This window comes from Stappia indica (assembly GCF_009789575.1).
GTDB classification, from domain to species: Bacteria; Pseudomonadota; Alphaproteobacteria; order Rhizobiales; family Stappiaceae; genus Stappia; species Stappia indica_A.
Genome location: NZ_CP046908.1, coordinates 201,645 through 220,081, shown reverse-complemented (window position 1 = coordinate 220,081; position 18,437 = coordinate 201,645). Strand labels below are relative to the sequence as shown.

Sequence of the window (18,437 nt, the reverse complement as noted above, 5' to 3'; positions counted from 1 at the left end):
TTTATTGTCCCTACGTAAACTGCTGCGCGCGGCAGTTGCGATCGGAAAGGCGGGAGCGATGCAGTCCAAGCCGAAACTGGTCCTGATCGGGATTGACGGTGCCTCCCATACCCTGATCGCACGCGGCCTTCAGCAGGGTCGGCTGCCGACGTTCCGCTCGCTTGCCGCAGGCCGCTCGCCCCAGCCGCTGCTGACACCGTTTCCTCCGCATACCGCACCGGGCTGGACCAGCCTGTTCACCGGCGTCTCGCCGGGCGAGCACGGGGTCTACCAGTTCTGGGAGTTGCAGGCGCCGGGCTACCGTCCGGCCCTGTCGACGGTGGCGGATTTCGGCCGCGAGCCGCTGTGGCGCTCGCTCGAGCGCCATGGCTTGTCGGTCGGCCTGTTCCACGTGCCGATGTCGCATCCCCCGGAGCCGATTGCGGACGGCTACATGCTGACCTGGCCGCTGACGCCGACGCTCGGCTACGCCTGGCCGCGTTCCCTGATCGGTGAACTGGCAGAGCACGGCCTGCACTACCAGAGCGACCTGATGACCATGTACCGGGAGGACGAGAGCTACCTGGAGACGGCGCGCGCGTTGATCGACGCCAAGGTCGACACGCTGCTCTATCTGATGGACGCCCGTCCGGTCGATGCGCTGTTCGCGGTGTTCACAGAGCTCGACCGGGTCTCGCACTGCTATTGGGGCGGGGAGGAGGCCCCGGCAGACGAGGTCAACGCGATCTACGATCACATGGATGCTGCGCTCGGCCGGCTGCTCGCGGCCATCGATGACGACGTCGCCGTCCTTGTGGTCTCCGATCACGGTTTCGGGGTCTGCCGGCACAAGATCAACGTCAACGCCTTGCTGGCGGAGGCCGGGCTGCTGGCGACGCAGCCGGCGGAGGCCCCCGTCGCGGCGAACGGCCGCAAGCCGCATTTCTCCGATGTGGAGCAGGCGCTGTCGGCGAGCTGGTTCCGCGCCGCCGCGCCCAACCGGGAGGTCGACTTTTCCCGCACCCGCGCCTTCATGCCGGCGCCCGGCTGCTACGGCATCACGCTCAACCGCGCCGGACGGCAGCGGCAGGGCATCGTCTCGGACACGGAGGCCGGAGCGGTGATACGCGAGGTCGAGGCCGTCCTTGGCGATCTGTCGCTCGACGGCGACCGCCCGTTCGAGGTGCTGCCGCGCCGGCAGGTCTATCGCGGTCACCGCCTTGCGGACGCGCCCGACCTGATCCTGATGCCGGGCCGCTGGGACGCGATGCCGGCCCCGGATCTTCAGGGGCCGGTCTTCGACGCCCCGGCGCAGGCCGGCATCCACCGCGAGGACGGCATCCTGTTCGCGCGAGGGCTGGCCCTGGAAAACCGGGCGGCCCGCGTCGAGGACGTGGCGCCGACCGTGCTCGCCCATCTCGGCCTGCCGGCGCAGGCGGATCTCGACGGCCGGAGCCTTGCCCTCGATGCGCCGCGCATCGCCTGCGAACCGGCGCAGCGCCTTGCCCGCAGCCCGGCCTCGGCGGCAATCGGCGCGCATCAGGTCGAGATCGAGCGGCGGCTCGCGCAGCTCGGCTATCTGTGATGACGGGGGGAGCGATGACGACCGCAGCTCTGGCGCCTCGCGCCGACCTTTCCAGCCCTCAGCCGCTGCGCGTCGCCTTTCCGATCGTGCTGGAGGGCGACCTGGTGCTGTCGCCCGAGCATCTGGGGCCGGCCTATCTTGCGGCGGTGCTGCGCCGGGCCGGGGCGAGCGTCGTGATCCGGGATGCGGCCGTGAACGAGACGGCGGCCCTGGTGGAGGACTTCGCGAGGCTCCGGCCGCACGTGATCGGCCTCAGCATCACCACCGTCTCCATCGACGAGATCGCCCGTTTCGGCGCGGCGATCCGCGCGGCGCTCGGCCCGCAGGTCCTGATCGTCGCCGGCGGTCCGGTCGCCACCCATCTGGGGAGCGCGCTGCTCGCCGCGCCCGGCTGGGAGTTTCTCGACGCGCTGGTACGGGGCGAGGGAGAAGTGCCGATGCTGCGCCTGTGCGAGGCGCTCCACACCGGCGGCGATCTGGGCGAGGTGCCGAGCCTGTGCTTCCTGCGCGACGGGGCCCTTGTTGAAACGCCGCTTTCCGCCGGTGTCGGCCAGCTCGACCATCTGCCCGATCCGGTGCGCGACCAGTTCGAGCAGCACGCCCGCCGCTTTCCCTACCTGCGCGTGTCGACCAGCCGGGGCTGCACATCGCACTGCACGTTCTGCAATGCGCCGCACGCCCGCAACCGGGTGGGGCCGGCGGCCAAGCCCTGGCGCGGCGCCTCGCCCGCACGCGTGGTCGACGAGATCGAGCGGCTGGTCGAGGCCTATGGCGTCAACACCTTCGATTTCGTCGATTCCACCTTTGAGGATCCGGGCGGCGCGCAATTCGGCAAGCGGCGCGTGGCGGCCATCGCCAACGAGATCCTGGACCGCGACCTGAGGATCTACTTCAACGTCTGCATGCAGGCCGCGCACTGGAGCGAGGACGACCGGCCGCTGCTCGACCTGCTCTGGCGGGCGGGGCTGGAAAAGGTGCTGGTGGGGATCGAGTCCGGCAGCCAGGAAGGCCTTGCCCGCTGGCAGAAGAAATCGACCACCGAGGACAACCGCCGGATCATCCGCCTGCTGCGCGAGACCGGCGCCTATGTCGCCTTCGGCTTCATCTCGTTCCACCCCTGGGCGACCTTCTCGGAGATCCGCGAGAACTCGGCCTTCCTGCGCGACATGTTCGGCCACAACCTGCGCCGCTTCACCACCCGCCTGGAGCTCTATCCGGGAGCGGAGGTGATCGAGGAACTGCGCGCCGACGGCCTGCTGGACGAGACCTTCTTCCGCACCTTCAACCCCTTTTCCTTCCGCTATGTCGACGAACGGGTCGAGCGGCTGGCCACCGCGCTCAACGCCATCTACGGCGCCGAATATGCCGAGAGTTGCAAGATCCACGTCGAGCCGGCCGTCTTCCGCTTCGAGACGGACGACATCGTCCTGCACACGTTCGCCAGCCGGCTGCGGCGCGTCCATGGCAGCGATCCCGCGGCGGCGGAGATCCTCGACGACTTCGCCGCGACGGTCGAGCCGTTGAAGCGCGAGATGGCGCAGTTCAACTTCGCACTGGTCAGCGATCTCACCGACCGCGCCGAACGCGACGACGATGTGATGGCGGCAGCGGCTGCGCTCGCCGCGCCGATAGAGGCGTTCTACGGCGACCGCTTGCGGGCCATCGAGGCGGCCAAGCTGCGCGCGGGCTTCCGGCTGCGGCGAAAGGGCTTCGACATCGCCGGGATCCAGACCGCGCCGCCGCGCAGCGAGAAGGAAATCGCATGAGCGCCGCCCTGCTCGGCAACGACCTGGTCATCAACGAGAACGACTGCAATCTCGGCTGCACCTATTGCCTCACCGGGCAAAGCAACCTCAAGCAGTCGCATCTCGGCCAGCCGATCTTCGGCACGCCGAAGCGCGACCGCTATGGCGGCGACACGCCGCTGGGGCAGCGCGTCGATGCCATCATCGACCGGGTCGCGGCAGCGCATGGGGCTCCGCTGCTGAAGATCACGGGCGGGGAGGTGTTTCTCGTCGAGAACATCCTTGCGCTGGTCGAGAAGGCGGCGGCCCGCTTTCCGTCCGTGCTGCTGCAGTCGAACGGCATCTTGATGCGTCCCGACCATCTGGACCGGCTGGCGCTGCTGCCCAACGTGACGCTGCAACTGTCGCTCGACTCCCATCTTCATTCCGGCAACAGCCATCGCATCGCTCGCGCCGACCTGCACGACAAGGCGCTGGCGCGCATCGCCGCGATCCTGGAGCGCGGCCTCGCGGTCGAGATCTACACGGTGATCACCGACCGCAACGCCGAGCAACTGGTGGGCTTTGCCGAGTGGCTGGCCGCCTTCGGTACGCGCCTGCAGATGCTGCCTTTCCCGGTGCGGGGCCCGGATACCGGAGCCCATGCGATCCGGCCCGAGCAGATCGCCGGGATCGAGGCGCTGGCCGAGGCGCATGGGCGCCTTGCCGAGGTGCTGCCGCCGAAGCCCTATCTCGACCGCCTGCTGCGCTTCTACCGCGAGGGCGGCCGGCGCTTTCGCTGCCACCTGCCGCGCCTCGTCGTCTCGACCTTCAGCGACGGCATGGTCACCGCCTGCCCGAACATCTGGTTCTCCGATCTCGGCAGCGCGCTGGCCGACGACTGGTCCGAGACGAGCGCGGCCATCGGCGAGACGCCGCTCTACAAGGCGCTGCTGGCGGATCGGCCGAGGCTCGCGGCCTGCAAGGGCTGCTTCACGCCCTGGGACATGCTGTCGATGTATCTCGACGGCGAGGTGACGCTGGACGAGGTCTGTGCCGGGCCTGCCTATTCCGCACCCGAGGTGCGGGCCTGGCTGGAGCGGGCAAAGGCGGAGCTGACGGCCGGGGAGGGCGCTGCATGACCAGGCCCGGGTCCGCAAGCCGGATCGATGCCCATGGCAGCAGCGCCAACAGCCTTGCCGGGCTCCTCGACGGCGCCAGCGAGACGGCCATTGTCGACGACTGGAGCGGCGCGCGGCTCGCCGAGCATGTCGAGGCGCGGGGGCGACGGCTCTTCGGCACGGACGGCCTGGGCGGCGCGATTGTTGCCCTGCCGCTGGCGAATACGCTGGAAAGCCTCGCGGCGCTGCTCGTCATCGGCGCTGCCGGCGGCGCGGCGCTGATCGTGTCGCCGAAGGCGGTGGAGGCGGAGCGGGCCGCCTGCCTGGCGCGCGGCAAGGCGCGCCTGTGGCTCTCGCCCGGCGAGGAAGGGGGCGTGCTCCGGCTCGACGGGGCAGGCCTGGCAGAACCCGGCGCGGTGCTGCTGTCCACCTCCGGATCGACCGGCGAGGCGAAGATCGTCGCCCGCTCTGCCGAAAGCCTGATCGATGAAGGCGAGCGCTACCGGCTCCTGATCGGGGCTGGCGAGGGCACGCGCGTCGCCCTTGCCGCACCGGTCGCCCATGCCTATGCGCTCGGCTGGTTTGCCGGCTGTCTTGCGGCGCGCTGGACGGCGCTGCCGCTCGATCCGAGCCATCTCGGCGCGATTGCCCGGGCGGTCGACGAGGATGCGGCATGGACCGTGATGACGCCGGCCATCGCCCGGCTCGTGGCCCGCCGCCCGTCTCATGGCCGAGGGCCATCGCCGGCAAAGGGCCGGGTGATGGTAGGTGCCGGACCGGTGACGGACGATCTCCTAAACGCATTCGCCGCGCGCTTCGGCATCGGGCTGGCACGCAACTACGGGTCGACGGAGACGGGCGCGGTGTTCTCCGCGCTCGGAAGTCCGCCGCCGGGCCGGATCGGCGGGCCGATGCCCGGTGTGCGTCACCGCATCGTCGACGAGGCGGGCGGGCCGGTCGGCGACGGCAAGACGGGGGCGCTCGAAATCGATCTCGGCCTTGGCTGGCATGCGATGGGCGATCTCGTGATGGCCGATCCCGCCGGCGAGATCCGCGTGCTCGGGCGCGCCGGCCAGGCTGTGCGCCGCGGCGACACCTGGATCGCGACTGGAGAGGTCGAGGCATTGCTGTCCGGCTTTCCGGGCGTCAGGGCGCTGCGGGCGCGCAAGGCCGGGACGCGGGCCGATGGCGACGATGCGCTGGCGCTCGACCTCTGGCCGGTCGACCCGGCGCAGTTTCCCGTGGAGGCGTTCCGGCACCACGCCGCAACACGGCTCGGCGCCGGCAACCGGCCGGACCGGATCGAACTGCACCTGATGCTCTCGCGCGGCGACGGCGGCAAGATCGCAGCGCCCCGCATCTGGCGTCCGGGGCCGGCGGCGGTGCTGGCCGAGGCGGCGCGCGGCTACAAGCGCGCCGAACTGCTCTTCGCGCTTCACGAGACGGACGTTCTCTCGCGCCTCACCGAGGGCCGAAGCGCCGAGGACCTCGCCGAGGACATCGGCTGCGATGCCGGGACGCTCGAGGCGCTGCTGGTGCTCGCCGAGGCTCATGGCCTCGTCAAGGCGGGAGGGCCAGTGCAGGAAGAGGGGCAGGGGCAGGAACCGGCAACGGGTGTCGAGGGCCTGATCGCCTTCGAGGCGGCGGCCTCGCGGGGGCTTGCGACCCGCGAGATCATCGCGCGGCTCACTGCCCGCGGTTTCTCTGGTGGCGAAACGCTCACCTCGGCCTCGCCCCATCGCGAGGTCTATCTTGCGGCGATGAACGGGCCGGCCGCGCAGCTGCGTGCCGGTTTCGGGCTGCGCGCGCTGGCGCTTTCCCCCGGTGCAAGGATGCTCGAGATCACGGCAGGGCCGGGCCTTTACGGGGAGCGGCTGATGGCGCGCGACGGCAGCGCGCACGCGGCGCGGATTGCCGTCGGACCGGCCGGCGACGGGCTCGGCGAACCGCTTGCGGAGGGGGCCTTCGACGCGGTCGTCCTTGCCAACGCGCTGCGCTGGCCGCCCGTTGCGGACAGGCTTTGCGAGATCGTGGCCGCGCTCGGGCCGGGCGGCCGGCTGCTTGTCGACGATCTCTTCTTCGACGGCACGCAGGCCGGCGCCGACTTCGCCCTCGACTGGCTGACCCACGGGGGCGCCGCGTTTTTCACGGAGGGCGAACTGACTGAACACCTTGCCGGGCTGGGGTTGGCCACGACCGGGATCGCTGTTGCCGGCATACCCGGCGCGCGTCTGGTGCTGGCGCGACAAGGACGGGAAACGGGAGGACCGCATGACTGAGATGCAGCGCGAGATCGCCGAGGTCGTGCTGAAGGCGACGCGCTCGAAACTGGCCGTCGAGGACCTTGCGGGCAAGGACCTGGTGGGCATGCTGGCGATCTCCTCCGTCGACGCGCTGGAGATCCTGATCAGCATCGAGATCGCCTTCGGCATAGAGGTGCGCGACGAAGACCTCGGCTCCGGGCTCGTCGAGAACCTGCAGACGCTGGAGGCCTATGTGATCGCGCGTCGGGACGCGCTGTCCCAGGCATGAGCGGGGAGCGGATCGCCGCGATCACCGGCGCGACCGGTCCCATCGGCGCGCAGATCGCCCGGCGCCTGGCGCGCGATCATGCCCATGTCGTCGGCCTCTACCACAGCAATTCGGCGGCCGCGCAGGTGTTGCAGGCCGGTATCGGCGAGGCCGGCGGGCGGATGTCGCTCGTTGCAGCCGATTTCGCCGTGGAGGGCGAAGGGGCGCGGGCTGCCGCGGAGGTGAAACGGCTCGCCGGGGCGCCTGCGACCATCGTTCTGGCGGCGGCGGAAGCCGGCCGCGCGCTCGCGCTCCTGACCCGCGACGAGACGGTGGCGCGGCTGATGAGGATCAACGCCACCGCCCAGATCGCCTTCCTGCGCGCCCAGCTGAAGCCGATGATCGCCGCCGGCCACGGCCGGATCGTCGTCGTCGGCTCGCGGGCCGCAACGGCCGGCATGGCGGGGCAGGCGGCCTACGCGGCCAGCAAGGCGGCGCTGGCGAGTTTCGCGCTGTCGCTCGCCGGGGAGGTCGGCCGCTACGGCATCACCGTGAATGTCGTTGCACCGGGCGCCATGGAGAGTTCGGCCGCCCGCTACAACGAAGCGGAGCAGGCGGAGGTTGTCGGGCGGATTGCCCTCGGGCGCCTGGGACGACCCGAGGATGTCGCGTCGGTCGTCGCCTTTCTGGTGTCGCACGAGGCGGCCTATGTCACCGGCGCGACGATCCCCGTCGATGGCGGGGCCCGGTTTTGAAGCCACGGCCGATATTTCTGTCGCCCCATCCCGACGATGCGGTCTGGTCCTGCGGCCCGCTGCTGCTGGCAGCGCGGGATCGCGGCGAGGATCCGCTGGTCGTCACGGTTTTCGATGGCGATCCGCAGGACGGAGGCGTCGCAGCGGAGGGGTGGCGGCGCCTTGCGGCACCGGATCTGCGCCGTCTCGAAAACACCCGAGCCCTTGACCGTCTCGGCATCGAGGGACTGTCGCTCGGTTTCGTCGATGCGGCGCTGCGCGGCACGCGCGAGGCCCCGGCCTGCTGCGCCCCGGAAGACCTGACCGGAGAGCTGTCCGATATGGACAGCCCGCTTGTCGAGCGCCTGCGCGCCCGCCTTGCGCCCGTTCTCGCGGATGCGCTTCTCGTCCATGCACCGGTCGCCGGCACCGGCACGCATGTCGATCACCGTCTCCTGCGCGCGGCGCTCGGTGCATCGTCGATGGCAGCTCCGCTTATCCTCTACGAGGATTTCCCCTATCCGGTGCCATCGCCGCCGACCGGCTTCGCGGCGCGAACGGAACCTGCGGATATCGGCGCCTGGATCGCGGCAGCGGGGCTCTATCGCAGCCAGATCGCGGCCTTGTTTGCCGGCCGCGATGCATTCGAGAGCGCGCTGCGCGCCTTCGCTGCGGCGCGCGGCCACGGGACGGGGGAGCGCTACGGCATACGGGTCTGGGCCGAGAGTGCCGCGAGATAGGCCGCGAGCGAGCCTTTTTCGGACAACAAGGCATGCAGCGCGGCAATGTCGGGCGCGTCCCGGTGCAACTCCCCGAAGAGGGCCAGCGCCTGCTCGTGCGCCTGCCATCGTTCGGGCTGGGGATGGCTGAGATGCCAGGCGGCGGCCTCCGGCAGGAAGGCGATCCCGGCACCGGCCCGGCCTACGCGGAAGGCGAATTCCAGGTCCTCGCATCCCCAGCGCCGCCCGAACCGCTCCTGCTGGCCGCCGAGCTCCCGCCAGAGACGGCGCGAGATGGCGAAATTCGCCCCGGCGCTGGCGAGCCAGGCGGGAACCTCCGTTCTGCCCTCGACGTGACACGCCTCGACCGCCTGTTCCAAGAGGCTGGCGCTGGCGCGAAAGCCGGCGGGAGCGAAGCCGTCGCGCTGCAAGTTCTCTGCCCGCAGGCCCGGAAAACCCGGCCCTGCCTCGTCGAGGCGAGAGCGCGCTGCGGCCGCAATGAGCTCCCGGATGCGCCCCCGCGTGAACGCATGGCCCTGCGCATGGCCCGCAAGATGCCGGGCGATGAAGTCGGGGGCGGTGAGCATGTCGCCGTCGAGAAACACGAGGATATCGCCGCGCGCCGCCCCGGCGCCGTCGTTGCGCGCCGCCGCGCGTCCCGCCCCGCGCCCCCGCACCACGCGAACCGCACCGAGGCCGGCAAGGGGCGCTTCATCCTTTCCGTCGACGACGAGGACGATCTCGTCGGCACGGGGGCGATGCGCTGCAATCGCAGAGAGGCACAGGCTCTGACGTTCGCCCATGAGGTGTGTTATCATGATCAGACTGACGCGCACTGCCATGAGGTCGTCCCATGTCCGCCCGCGGATCTGCCCAATGTCCGCGCTGACCGGGGTTTCCGCCGGGCCCTCGGCCATTGCGCCTGCGCGCCGCATCCGCATGCTGCCGCTGGCGATCACCGCGGAGGATGCCACCACAGGCTGTATCGCAGGGATCGACTCGCTTGGCAATTGGGTCCGGCCGCAGCCGATCCCGCTCGCCTTCGCACGCGATCCGCAAGGGCCGTTCCGCTATGGCCGCTGGACGCAGATCACGGTGCGCCCGCAGGAAACGGCGGCGCGCCCGGAGGACATGGCACTGGTCGGCGACCCGGAGCCCGGCCCGGCGCTGCCCCCGGACGAGCTGGCGGCCCTGATCCGGACCCATTCCAGCGCCACGGTCGACGAGGGCTTTGCCGAGCACCGCAGCGCCGCCATCATCCCCGCTCGTATCGACGATCTCCACGCGCGCCGGCACACGCGCGGGCGAGTGTTCTTGCGCCTCGTCTTCCGAGATGCCAGCGGCGAGCGCTTCGACTGGATCCTGCCCGAAGTTGCGACCGTTGCCCGCTTTGCCGATGCGCGACGGGGGGACGGGCTCGACACCGCGCGCGTCTCGGCCTGGCTGGACGAGCTTGCCGGGGCCGACGTTCATCTTGCGATCGGCCTGACGCTCGCCTCTCGTCCGGCCGGCGACCGGTTCAAGGGCTGCCAGCCGCTGGTGGTCGGCCTGCACGCGCTGCCGCGCGCGGACCGCGCTCAAGTACCGGAGCGGCCATGACCGGCGAGGCGGGCGAGGACGGGAAGGACGGCAAAGACGGCAAAGACGGCGCCAACCGGCTGCTGTTCTGGGCGATGGCCGGCAAGATGACCGAGCTGCTGTTCGAGGCCGATGGGGCCGGCCTGCTGGGCGGGCTCGCCGACGGGCTGGACGAGGCGGAGCTCGTCGGGCGCACCGGCTGGAATCCGGAGGCTCTGGCCAGCGTCCTCGAGGTCTTTCGCAGGGCCGGGATCGTAACGCCGGGCGGGGGGCGTCCGCGCCTTGCCCCTGGCGTCGAAACGGCCTTGCCGCTCGTTGCCGCGGAAGCGCGGCTGGCCGCCTGGCATCGCGACAATGGCAGCCTGGCGCGGGCACTGGCCGGGGAGGGGGGAAGCGACCCGCTGGATGCGCCGCAGCCGTCCGCGGTCATCCGCGGTTTCGCCGAGGCGATGGGGCAGGCCGCGCGCGGGACGGCATTGATGGTGCGCCGCCTGGCACGCCGGGCCGCCGACGCGCGGGTGCTGGATCTCGGCGGCGCGGACGGAGCCGTGGCGATGGCCCTTGCGGGGGCATGGCCGGCGGCGACCTTCACCGTCGTCGACCGCAAGCCGCTGCACGCGCCGTTCGGCCAGCGCCTTGGCGCAGAGCCCGCGCTGGCGGCACGGATCCGCTTTGCCGCCCACGACCTGCGCCACCCGCAGTCGCTTGCCGCGCTGATCGGGGCGGCGGACGTGATCCTTCTGCTCAATGTCCTGCATCTGCTGCCAGAAGCCGGCATCGATGCGCTGCTCGGCGAGATCCGGGCGCATGCGCGAGCGGGCTGCACGGTCGTCCTGCGCGAGCTGACGGCCGACGGGGGCGGCGATCTCGCGCCCCTGTTCCTGATCGACTGGCTGCGCTGCGGTTCCTGCTTCCGCGACGATGCCGGAGCCTTCGCCCGGCGGCTCGTCCGGGCCGGGTTCCCCGCACCGCGCGAGCTGGCGCTGGCGGGCGCTCCCGACCGGTTCTTCATGGTCGAGGTGCCATGACGACGGCGATGACGGCCGCCATGCGGACAGACAGCGCGGCGGCTGCCTGGCTCGGCATCGACATCGGCGCGACCCACATGCGCGCGGTGCTGGTCGATCCGGCACGGCGCGAGACGCGGGCGGTGCGGATGCCGACGCCGCCGCCGGGCGGGCTTGCGCAGGCGCTGGCGGCCCTCGTTGCCCGCGCCGCGTCGCATGCAGCGTCCTTCGGCGCGGTCGGCCTGTCGCGGGCCGCGGCAGTCGACGGGGACGGCAGGGTGACGGACTGGCCGAGCCGCCCGGACTATCTCGGCGCGGACCTGCTGGCGCCGCTGGCAACCGCGCTCGCCGGGAGCGAGCGGGCGGGCGCCCCGGCGGCGATCCGCCATCTCGACGATGGCATGGCGGCGGCCTTCGGCGAGGCGGCGCGCGCGGGAGCGGAAGGCGACGACCTGTGCGCCCTCAGCCTCGGCACCGGCGTCGGTGTCGGCCTCGTCAGCGGCGGCAGGCTGGTGCAAACGGGGGACGGGGCGGGAACGCTCGGCCATCTGCCGCTGGGCCTTGCCGGGATGAGGTGCAGGTGCGGCCGGACGGGCTGCCTGCAGGCGACGCTGGTCGACCGCGATATCCCGGACACCGTCTTCACGGCCGCGCTCGTGCGGGCCCGCGACTGGCTCGCCGCGCATTACGGGACGCGCATCATCCTCATCGCCGGCGGCGCCGCGAGCGCCCGGCCGAACGCGATCGCAGCGATCAAGGGGATCAGGTTGTCGTCGATGCCGGACCATGCTGCAGCCCTCGGCGCCGCGCTCCATGCCCGCCATCCGGACGACCTGCCGGCGGCGCGCAGGAGCGCCGCTCTCCTGTGCCGGACCATCGCCGCGGTGAGCGCGTGACCGGAGATCCCTTCCGCTCGATGTCGCATGGAACCTCCACCCGCTGAGCCCGTTGACCCAGAGGAGACGAAGCCGCGAGGGGAGACGCCATGACAGCCGCTGAAGAGCAGAAAAGCGCCACGCTCTACCGGATGGTGATGCCGGACCACATCTGTCCCTACGGGCTGAAGTCCAAGGACCTGCTGGAGCGGCATGGCTTCACCGTCGAGGATCACCATCTCGCCTCGCGCGAAGAAACCGACAGGTTCAAGCGCGAACACGGGGTGGAGACGACGCCGCAGGCCTTCATCGACGGGCAGCGGATCGGCGGGCATGACGAGTTGCGCCGCTATTTCGGCGAAAGCGTCGAGGGCGAGGATGCGACCAGCTACCGCCCGGTGATCGCGATCTTCGCCATGGCGCTGCTGATGGCGCTGGCCGCCAGCTGGGCGGCCTTCGGCTCGATCCTGACGTTGCGCGCCTTCGAGTGGTTCGTCGCGATCAGCATGTGCGTTCTCGCCGTGCAGAAGCTGCAGGATGTCGAGAGCTTCGCGACCATGTTCCTGAACTACGACCTGCTGGCCCGCCGCTGGGTCCGCTACGGCAAGCTCTATCCCTTCGGCGAGGCGCTGGCCGGCGTGCTGATGATTGCCGGCGCGCTGCTGTGGATCGCAGCGCCGGTGGCGCTGTTCATCGGTACGGTCGGCGCGGTCTCGGTCTTCAAGGCGGTCTATGTCGACCGGCGGGAGCTGAAATGCGCCTGCGTCGGCGGGGCGAGCAACGTGCCGCTCGGCTTCGTCTCGCTGACCGAGAACCTGATGATGATCGCCATGGGTCTGTGGATGCCGCTCAAGGCACTGTGGCTGGGGTGAGGGAAGCTGAGCGGGCCGACCGCTAGAAACCGATCTTCACGCGCCGGTTCTGCCGGCCCTTGTTGTCGACCTTTAGCACGCGCACGGGCCGGGCCAGCCCGGTCGATGCCAGATGCGTTCCGCCGCAGCCCTGCCGGTCGATATCGCCGATCTCGACGATACGAACGTTGCCGTCGTCCTGGCGGGGCGGCGACACGGCCTTGCTGCGAAACAGGCCGGGAACGGAATTGGCCTCGTCCCACGGCATCAGGAAGGCCCGCACCGGAAGGTCGGCCCGGATCACCTCGTTGATGGGGTCCGCCAACTCGCGAAGCCTGGCCGCATCCGAGCCCGGCAGATCGAAATCCAGCCGGAACGTCTCGTCGTCCGACAACTGGGCGCCGGTCAGCAAGGCACCGTTGAACTCGCGGAAGACGACGCTGTTGGCGATATGGGCGAGGGTGTGCAACTCGCACATCAGGCGGCGGAACTCCGGCTCCACCGAGACCTGCAAGGGACCGTCCGGCTCCTCCTCGGTGTTGAGCGCGTGCCACCATCCGCGTTCATCGGGCGTGACGGCGGTGATCGCCGCCTCGCCGCGAGACCAGTTGAGGGTGGCTCGGTCTGGCAGCTGCCCGCCGCCGCCGGGAAAGACGATGCACTGATCGAGAAGCACAGCGCCCGCGCGGACATCGAGCGCCGACGTTTCCAGGACGAGCAAGCTCGCGTCGGTCTGATAAAGGGGCTGCGATCTCACGCATCTGTCTCCGTGGGTGGTGCTTCGGGTCTTATATCGGATGGGGAATAGGATGGCGGCGCACTACGTAGCGTGCGCAGGGCAGGCTGTCTTATGGAATCGCGATTTTGAGTTTTCCGCCCGGTGGGAATGGCGAAACGAAGAACTACGTTTATGCTAGAGCTTCCGGAAATGATTGAACCGGCTCACTGAGTATAGCTTCTAGCTGCAAAAAAAGCTCTCGAACCGGACCGCAGTGTCCAGCGTCGTTAATTTCCGGTTCGAGCTCAGTCATTTGGTTCGTCATACCGCAGAGAATGTCGGCTTCGTCGGTTGCTAAAGCGGCCGCTGATGGTTCTGCGGGGGAATTAAAGATTGGGTTGAATTCGCTCCTCGATCTTTGCCCACATCTTCGCTGCACGAGCCTTCAAAAATGTACCGTAATCGTCTTCATCGATGCCCATGCCGTCCCGATCAATCAAATGGGTCGCCAGCGTGGACCGCATCTCGGGATTCGATGTTTGGAACTTCGAGATGTAGACCTTGGGCGGCTTGGCGTTGATCTGTCGCTTATTCAGGTCAGCTCCGATCAAGGTAATGTTCACGACTGAGTTTTCGTCGCCAATGCCGTTCTTACGCAGGTGATCCTTAGGGAAGAAGTGATGAAAGTTTTTTGATGAGGCGATCTTGAGATAACTGTTGTCCAGCAAGACCGTTCCGTCGTTGTTGAAGTTACGGGGCTGTTCATAGGCGAGTAGGCACAGTATTCCCTTGCACAGCGAGTTGCCCGTGGCAAAGTTCGTTCCAATAAGCCCTTCCGCGCCGCCGATGCTAACGGGGATGTCCCATGTTCCTGTTCCCCCGGCAATGATGTCATCAATAGCGCGCTTATCGGCGGCGAGCTTCGATTCAACCGCTGATGAATAGCGATAGCCGAGTGCCGAACGCCAAAAGAACTGCCTCATACGCAGATGATCGTCACCCGCGGGCTCATGGTGCTTGATGAAGAACCAGTAAGCAAATGGGACGATCAGGGAATCATATGGGAGGAGCGCGGAAACTGGAATTCGATACGCTGTGCGAAAATGGTCCACCGCACTTTTGATGGCGCTAACTGCTTTTGGCCAAGTTTCGATAACGGCGGCTTTTTCTAAGCCGAGAATCGTGGCGCGTTTGGCTTCGCCCGCCAGCACCAAAGCCAAGAGTTGAAGGACAGTGGAGGAAGAGAGACCGTCGTAGCCGACGTTCTCCAAGTCGCTTTCGACCTTCGACCACTCGACCTGCATGTCAAAATCCCGCTCTTCGTCGTAGGTCTTTGCGACCATGATTTCGAAGAGTGTGAGTACAGATCCACCGGTGTTAATACGAGTGAAGACTTCGATAGCGCTGTCGATATCCTCGCGCGTTAGCGTAACGATACTGAAGTCGTATGTTGCAAATGCTTGCTTAAACTTGTCCGCGATGTCGAGGTCATCATCGGTCAATCCAAACTCTGCGACCAGCCGCTTCTCAACCCCCCGATTCAACGACAGAACGTCCTTGAGCGATACGCATTTGTGCGGATCATCAGGAAGCTCGTGTACAACGATTTGGGCATCGTCCGAGAGATTAGAGTCGAGGTTCACATAGATTTCGGCGAAGTCGGTGACCTTTTTCGACCCCGCACGCGGTATCTTTGCACCCTGATAGGCTGCAAATAGAGAAGTCATTCTCTGTTGGCCGTCGAGTACGTATTCGACCTGCCGGTCATCGGGCGTAGCAGGCAATCGAATATTGCCGACATCCTTGACGTCCGCCATCCGCTGGTTTGTCTTCCATAGGATGAAAGTGCCGATCGGGTAGCCTTTCACAATACTGTCGAGAAGCGCTGCGGTCTTTTCTATCGGCCACACAAAATCACGCTGGAACTTCGGAATTTTGATTACGCCCTTCTCTATATCAGAGATGAGATCCTGATACTTTCTGCTATCGGGCTTGGGCTGAGGACGCGGCGTTGTCATCGGTTTGATCCTGAAAATACGAAATTTTGCAACGACTGCAGTGCGACTTCAGTCACTGGGGATGAGTTGTTAGATTTTATTGGGATCACTTCAGATTATATGTACCTGTCGCAGTATATTTTACGTTTTATGATCGCGAACACAAGGCAAACTCTGAAGAAATCGCTCAGAATTAAAAATTAATTCCGCATAGTGAACATCTCGCTCAAGAAAATTGATGCGTTCGCCTATTCGTCTCCTACGTGGCAACATATAATGCATGCGCCAACCGTCTCATTTTGTGCGGTGATCGGCGGCGCATAGCAAATGTATGCGGCTATCTTTTCACAATGGCGGAAGAGGTGGGATTCGAACCCACGGTACGGTCTCCCGTACGGCGGTTTTCAAGACCGCTGCCTTAAACCACTCGGCCACTCTTCCGGTGCGCTTCGTTTCGCCCTCGCGGGCCGGCTTGTCAAGCGGCGAGGCGCGGGCGGGGCCGGACGTTTCCTCATGTGAAAATGCAAGGCGGAAGTTCGGGCTTCGGTCTTCGCCGCCCCACTTGGCCTGAGCAACGGCTCGGGCCGCAAACAGCCTTGCGCCGATGACTGGTGGGGGACTGGGAGCCGGGCGCTGAGGCCGTGTGGAAACAGGCCGGCCGGGGCGGGGGCTTTGGCCGAAAATAGAAAAGCCGCCGATCCGGAAGGTCGAGGCAGGGACCGGATCGGCGGCTGCGCCGTTGTTCGGCGTCCGGCGCGGGGGCACGCGCCATGTGTTCGTTGTAGTCCGGCACCCCCGGTGGAGATGTGATCGGTATCACAAACCGTCGCATCAAGGCGGCGAGGGGAGGGAGAGGCCTCCGGCGGTCGGCACGTGCGCTGCGCGACTGATCCGGCGGGCGAGCCCTGGCGTAACCCTTTGCATTACGGAAAACGGCCCGGCCGGGGCGTTTTCGAGCAAGGTTCGACCGGGAGACACGCAATGCAGCTACGCAAGGCAGGCGCGTTCGCCGCGCTGATCGCGGGTATCGCCGTCGCCGCAACGCCGGCGCTGGCCAGTGCTCAGCTTTCCGAACAGGAGATCCGCAACACCGTCGCCGGCAAGCGCATCTATCTGAAGGTGCCGCTGGGCGGCGAGTTCCCGCTCTACTACCAGACCAACGGCAGTGTCAGCGGTTCGGGCGATGCGGTCGGGCTCGGCCGTTTCATGCAGCCCAAGGACCAGGGGCGCTGGTGGGTGCGCGGCGACCGGCTCTGCCAGAAGTGGCAGTCCTGGTACGACGGCAAGCAGTTCTGCTTCACCTTGTCCAGGGGCGACGGCAACACGCTCTTCTGGCGCCGCGACGACGGCGTGACAGGGCGCGCCCGCATCGGCCAGTAACCTGAAACGGCACACAAGCCACGGATCAGGAGAGGGCGCGGTCACGCGCTCCGCTGCCCACCTGCGGCGCTTTCGCCACAGGTTGTTGAAAAACGTGCGCCGCGACACGCGCGCACGTCGACCGCGTCTTCACCTTGCAGTAAGAGACGGCATGGTACACGTGTCGTGATGCGCCATTTGGGGGGCAGCATCGCAACGAGACGGGTCCGACCGGCAGGGCACGCAAGGCAGGCGAAACGCGACAGACTCCCCCGGACTTCAGTCCTGAAACGGGCGTCGCCGCACCTCATCTTGCGAAACCACTGGCACAGGGCGAAGGACCTCGAGCGGTCGGCCGCCTGCCAGCAGGATGTCGACCGAAGGAGCGGCCGGGTGGACAGAATGTCCGCAAGGCCGGAACCCCGGGCGAAAACCGCCGGTCAGGTATCGAGTAGGGCGGCAGAATGAACAATGGCAAGGACCCGGCTGCAACACGCCGGCACCTGAGCACGGGCCCCGAGGGCGCAAACCCCATTTGCGCGACCGAGGGCCTTACCCGCAGCAGTGTGGCGCCGGCGAACGGCCGCCTGCTTTCCCCGCGCACTCTCGGCATTCTGGCGGTTTCCTCGCTGTGCCTGGCGCTGGCCGGCTGCGGTTCGGCCCCGAAGGGCAAGAAGGTCAAGTTCAGCGAAGAGAAATACGGCGTGGCGGCGAGCCCGCGCGTCGTCTCGGGTAACAAGCCCGTGCCCAAGGGCGGAGGCCGCTACATGGTCGGCAAGCCCTACAAGGTGGCCGGCAAGTGGTACCACCCGAAGGACAATCCGAATTACACCTCGGTCGGTCTCGCGTCCTGGTACGGCCCGACCTTCCACGGCCGGATGACCGCCAATGGCGAGGTCTTCGACCGCAACGCACCGACGGCAGCGCACACGACGATGCCGCTCCCGTCCTATGCGCGCGTGACAAATCTCAAGAACGGCCGCTCGATGATCGTTCGCGTCAACGATCGCGGCCCCTTCCACGGCAACCGCACCATCGACCTGTCCGAAAAGGTCGCCAACATGCTCGACTTCAAGAGCGCGGGCGTCGCCAAGGTGAAGGTGGAATATGTCGGCAAGGCCCGCATGGACGGGCAGGACCAGAGCTTCCTGATGGCGTCCTATCGCGGCCCGGGCTCGGTCGAGCCGGGCGCGACCATGCCGGGCACGATGCTGGCCCAGGCCGATATCCCGGCCGCCAGCCCGACGACGAGTTCCGGCCCGGCGCCGCTGCCGCGCAACCGCCCGTACGGCCCGGTCATCGCCGGTTCGGGCAGCTTCGGCCAGATGGTCGTCGCTGCCTTCGATCCGGCGGTCGCGTTCGAGGCGGGCGCCGCTTCGGTGCAGGTCGCCTCGCTCAACACGTTCGAGAGCAATGGTCCTGCGACCGAGGTTGTTGGCGCTGCGTCCGCTCCGGTCATGAGCTACGACGGCGCCGCGCAGCCGGCCGCCGCGAGCGAGCCGGTGCTGGCACCGGGGCCGGCCTATCTCGGTCAGCCGAGCACGTTTGCACGCGGTTCCGCGATCTCGTCCTACCGGGCCACGGCCCGGATCGAGGGCGCTTATGCCGCCTTCGACGCGATCGGCCAGGGCCTGTCGCCGCGCGAGCTCGCCGCCCGCCAGTCGGACTGAAATAGCTCA

The 18,437-nt window shown here is 67.9% G+C and carries 16 protein-coding genes and 1 tRNA gene; 13 read left to right on the top strand and 4 right to left on the bottom strand.

Annotation, left to right across the window (positions count from 1 at the left end; translation table 11 throughout):
• Positions 1-58 precede the first annotated feature (58 nt).
• Genes GH266_RS01070 through GH266_RS01040 form a run of 7 tightly spaced genes read left to right on the top strand, consistent with a single transcriptional unit; the run spans position 59 to position 8,394 of the window.
• Positions 59-1,564, top strand: a complete 1,506-nt coding sequence (locus GH266_RS01070; RefSeq protein WP_158192244.1) for an alkaline phosphatase family protein — start codon at positions 59-61, stop codon at positions 1,562-1,564.
• A gap of 14 nt (positions 1,565-1,578) precedes the next feature.
• Positions 1,579-3,330, top strand: a complete 1,752-nt coding sequence (locus GH266_RS01065) for a B12-binding domain-containing radical SAM protein (protein WP_158192243.1) — start codon at positions 1,579-1,581, stop codon at positions 3,328-3,330.
• Positions 3,327-4,430, top strand: a complete 1,104-nt coding sequence (locus GH266_RS01060) for a radical SAM protein (protein WP_158192242.1) — start codon at positions 3,327-3,329, stop codon at positions 4,428-4,430. The genes GH266_RS01065 and GH266_RS01060 overlap by 4 nt, the downstream gene beginning before the upstream one ends.
• A complete protein-coding gene (locus GH266_RS01055) occupies positions 4,427-6,688 on the top strand; it encodes an AMP-binding protein (protein ID WP_158192241.1) in 2,262 nt (753 codons plus the stop codon). Before GH266_RS01060 ends, GH266_RS01055 begins: the two co-directional genes overlap by 4 nt.
• Positions 6,681-6,941: a hypothetical protein gene (locus GH266_RS01050; protein WP_158192240.1), complete on the top strand. Its 261-nt coding sequence runs from the start codon at positions 6,681-6,683 to the stop codon at positions 6,939-6,941. Before GH266_RS01055 ends, GH266_RS01050 begins: the two co-directional genes overlap by 8 nt.
• Positions 6,938-7,675 (top strand): SDR family oxidoreductase, encoded by a 738-nt coding sequence (locus GH266_RS01045; protein WP_158192239.1) that lies wholly within the window; start codon positions 6,938-6,940, stop codon positions 7,673-7,675. Before GH266_RS01050 ends, GH266_RS01045 begins: the two co-directional genes overlap by 4 nt.
• Positions 7,672-8,394, top strand: coding sequence for a PIG-L deacetylase family protein (locus GH266_RS01040; protein WP_158192238.1), 723 nt, complete (start codon positions 7,672-7,674; stop codon positions 8,392-8,394). The genes GH266_RS01045 and GH266_RS01040 overlap by 4 nt, the downstream gene beginning before the upstream one ends.
• Here GH266_RS01040 and GH266_RS01035 read toward each other — a convergent pair.
• Positions 8,355-9,176, bottom strand: a complete 822-nt coding sequence (locus GH266_RS01035; protein WP_158192237.1) for a glycosyltransferase family 2 protein — start codon at positions 9,174-9,176, stop codon at positions 8,355-8,357. The two genes, GH266_RS01040 and GH266_RS01035, sit on opposite strands and share 40 nt — an antisense overlap.
• 73 nt (positions 9,177-9,249) lie before the next feature.
• Here GH266_RS01035 and GH266_RS01030 point away from each other — a divergent pair, with 73 nt between their 5' ends.
• From GH266_RS01030 to GH266_RS01015, 4 genes are all read left to right on the top strand, one after another.
• A complete protein-coding gene (locus GH266_RS01030; protein ID WP_158192236.1) occupies positions 9,250-9,972 on the top strand; it encodes a hypothetical protein in 723 nt (240 codons plus the stop codon).
• Positions 9,969-10,979 (top strand): methyltransferase domain-containing protein, encoded by a 1,011-nt coding sequence (locus GH266_RS01025; protein ID WP_158192235.1) that lies wholly within the window; start codon positions 9,969-9,971, stop codon positions 10,977-10,979. The genes GH266_RS01030 and GH266_RS01025 overlap by 4 nt, the downstream gene beginning before the upstream one ends.
• Positions 10,976-11,854 (top strand): ROK family protein, encoded by an 879-nt coding sequence (locus GH266_RS01020; RefSeq protein WP_158192234.1) that lies wholly within the window; start codon positions 10,976-10,978, stop codon positions 11,852-11,854. Before GH266_RS01025 ends, GH266_RS01020 begins: the two co-directional genes overlap by 4 nt.
• Before the next feature lie 89 nt (positions 11,855-11,943).
• Positions 11,944-12,705 (top strand): glutaredoxin family protein, encoded by a 762-nt coding sequence (locus GH266_RS01015; protein ID WP_244953753.1) that lies wholly within the window; start codon positions 11,944-11,946, stop codon positions 12,703-12,705.
• Between the two features lie 22 nt (positions 12,706-12,727).
• Here GH266_RS01015 and GH266_RS01010 read toward each other — a convergent pair whose 3' ends face one another.
• The 3 genes from GH266_RS01010 to GH266_RS01000 form a co-directional block, all read right to left on the bottom strand.
• A complete protein-coding gene (locus tag GH266_RS01010) occupies positions 12,728-13,441 on the bottom strand; it encodes an alanyl-tRNA editing protein (RefSeq protein WP_158192233.1) in 714 nt (237 codons plus the stop codon).
• Positions 13,442-13,788: 347 nt separating this feature from the next.
• Complete coding sequence (locus GH266_RS01005; protein WP_158192232.1) at positions 13,789-15,420, bottom strand: DUF262 domain-containing protein; 1,632 nt, start codon at positions 15,418-15,420, stop codon at positions 13,789-13,791.
• A 330-nt stretch (positions 15,421-15,750) separates the two neighbouring features.
• Positions 15,751-15,840, bottom strand: a tRNA-Ser gene (locus GH266_RS01000).
• 540 nt (positions 15,841-16,380) lie between these two features.
• On the opposite strand from GH266_RS01000, the gene GH266_RS00995 reads away from it, so the two are divergent.
• Together GH266_RS00995 and GH266_RS00990 are read left to right on the top strand one after the other, a co-directional pair.
• On the top strand, positions 16,381-16,779 hold the full coding sequence (locus GH266_RS00995) for a hypothetical protein (protein WP_199270415.1): 399 nt from the start codon (positions 16,381-16,383) through the stop codon (positions 16,777-16,779).
• A 443-nt stretch (positions 16,780-17,222) separates the two neighbouring features.
• Positions 17,223-18,428 carry a septal ring lytic transglycosylase RlpA family protein gene (locus tag GH266_RS00990; RefSeq protein ID WP_158192231.1) on the top strand — a complete coding sequence of 402 codons (1,206 nt, stop codon included), beginning with the start codon at positions 17,223-17,225 and terminating at the stop codon, positions 18,426-18,428.
• The last annotated feature ends 9 nt before the right edge of the window (positions 18,429-18,437 follow it).

Excerpts from the sequence above, each read along its gene's own strand:
- GH266_RS01070 (WP_158192244.1), top strand. The coding sequence starts at position 59 with ATGCAGTCCAAGCCGAAACTGGTCCTGATCGGGATTGACGGTGCCTCC.
- GH266_RS01065 (WP_158192243.1), top strand. The coding sequence starts at position 1,579 with ATGACGACCGCAGCTCTGGCGCCTCGCGCCGACCTTTCCAGCCCTCAG.
- GH266_RS01060 (WP_158192242.1), top strand. The coding sequence starts at position 3,327 with ATGAGCGCCGCCCTGCTCGGCAACGACCTGGTCATCAACGAGAACGAC.
- GH266_RS01055 (WP_158192241.1), top strand. The coding sequence starts at position 4,427 with ATGACCAGGCCCGGGTCCGCAAGCCGGATCGATGCCCATGGCAGCAGC.
- GH266_RS01050 (WP_158192240.1), top strand. The coding sequence starts at position 6,681 with ATGACTGAGATGCAGCGCGAGATCGCCGAGGTCGTGCTGAAGGCGACG.
- GH266_RS01045 (WP_158192239.1), top strand. The coding sequence starts at position 6,938 with ATGAGCGGGGAGCGGATCGCCGCGATCACCGGCGCGACCGGTCCCATC.
- GH266_RS01035 (WP_158192237.1), bottom strand. The coding sequence starts at position 9,176 with ATGGGCGAACGTCAGAGCCTGTGCCTCTCTGCGATTGCAGCGCATCGC.
- GH266_RS01030 (WP_158192236.1), top strand. The coding sequence starts at position 9,250 with ATGTCCGCGCTGACCGGGGTTTCCGCCGGGCCCTCGGCCATTGCGCCT.
- GH266_RS01025 (WP_158192235.1), top strand. The coding sequence starts at position 9,969 with ATGACCGGCGAGGCGGGCGAGGACGGGAAGGACGGCAAAGACGGCAAA.
- GH266_RS01020 (WP_158192234.1), top strand. The coding sequence starts at position 10,976 with ATGACGACGGCGATGACGGCCGCCATGCGGACAGACAGCGCGGCGGCT.
- GH266_RS01015 (WP_244953753.1), top strand. The coding sequence starts at position 11,944 with ATGACAGCCGCTGAAGAGCAGAAAAGCGCCACGCTCTACCGGATGGTG.
- GH266_RS01005 (WP_158192232.1), bottom strand. The coding sequence starts at position 15,420 with ATGACAACGCCGCGTCCTCAGCCCAAGCCCGATAGCAGAAAGTATCAG.
- GH266_RS00995 (WP_199270415.1), top strand. The coding sequence starts at position 16,381 with ATGCAGCTACGCAAGGCAGGCGCGTTCGCCGCGCTGATCGCGGGTATC.
- GH266_RS00990 (WP_158192231.1), top strand. The coding sequence starts at position 17,223 with ATGAACAATGGCAAGGACCCGGCTGCAACACGCCGGCACCTGAGCACG.